2 protein-coding genes are annotated in these 1,217 nt (G+C 49.6%); both read right to left on the bottom strand.

Going from position 1 to position 1,217, the window contains the following annotated elements:
- The coding region (locus A3763_RS19270) for an SAM-dependent methyltransferase (RefSeq protein WP_197482985.1) at positions 1 to 500 on the bottom strand (500 nt) is incomplete at its 3' end.
- A partial coding sequence (gene cbiT, locus A3763_RS19265; RefSeq protein ID WP_068760358.1) for a precorrin-6Y C5,15-methyltransferase (decarboxylating) subunit CbiT occupies positions 493 to 1,217 on the bottom strand: 725 nt, incomplete at its 5' end. The genes cbiT and A3763_RS19270, both read right to left, overlap by 8 nt.

The following is a 1,217-nucleotide window of genomic DNA, read 5'->3' as shown; positions in this document are numbered from 1 at the left end:
GATTCTTTTAACATTGTAAGCGGTTGCATCATCGCGCTGGCAGCAGCATTCACAGACGAAATACCTGGGATCACCTGACAGGGGTAGTCATCCTGAAGCCGCTCAAGTAAGTAGGCAAACGAGCCGAAAAATAAGGGGTCGCCTTCACACAAAAACGCCACATCCTGCCCCGCATCAAGCGCCGCTTTTATCCGAACAGCGCCACTGTCGTAAGCGTGATTCGCTAAGGTACGATCCTTCGACATCGGCATCTCGATCACGACATCCTCAAGAACATTAAGACCCTGATCCGCCGCTCTCTCTTCACGTTCTGTCAGCGCGTTTCTTGCAATCATTTTCGCTTGTGAGCTACCGGTTTCACCACTGAGATAGCTGATCACTGGCGCGTTCTGGATTACTTTGAATGCCTTCATCGTTAGTAAGTCAGGATCACCCGGCCCAACGCCAACACCATAAAAGGCGCCGAGCTTATTCTGATTGACCTGCTGCTGGTTAGACATGATCCAAGGCCTCATTCGTTGCTGTCTTTTCTACTTTCACAAACTTATAAAGTGTGACGGGTAGTTGTGGTTTGTAATACAACTCACCCGCCAGCGTTTCGCCGCGACTAACGGCCAGCTCAAATGTTTCGACATGGCTTGTTTCATCGCTGAACCGAGATTGGTAAAACTGATAAAGTTGTTGGCGCGTTTGTTCGGTCACGGCACTGGCGACGACCATCCCACGCTCTGGTAGTTGCTCCCAGGCTAGATTTAGAATGTCTAATAACTGACCGCCGCTTCCGCCCACAAAAACCTTGTTAGCCGCGGGCAAAGTTGAACAAATATCAGGTGCACTGCCCTCAACAATTGACAAGTTTGGTTCAACTGCGAAACGGTGCTGATTCGCCTTCAAGCAGTCTAACCTCTCCGGATGATGCTCGATTGCATGAACCTGGGCACCTTTACCCCACAACGCTAGCTCTGTGGCAACACCACCGCAACCTGCCCCAACATCCCAAATGCAATCGTCTGTTGTCGGTTCTAACAAAGACAATATCGCTAAGCGAACTTCACGCTTGGTAATCATGCCTTTACCGGGTGCTTTGTCCGTCACAAACTGCTCATCCGGAATTCCCGGAAATGTCGGCGTATATTGCGTCGATTCAAGTGTCTGTAAACACACGACATTTAAGGGATCAAAACGTTGGCTTTGTGCCTCTCCATCAATGAGTTCAT

The sequence above is a fragment of the Oleiphilus sp. HI0128 genome (assembly GCF_001635365.1).
The sequence above is the reverse complement of the archived record's forward strand: the minus strand, read 5'-3'. Positions and strand labels throughout refer to the sequence as shown.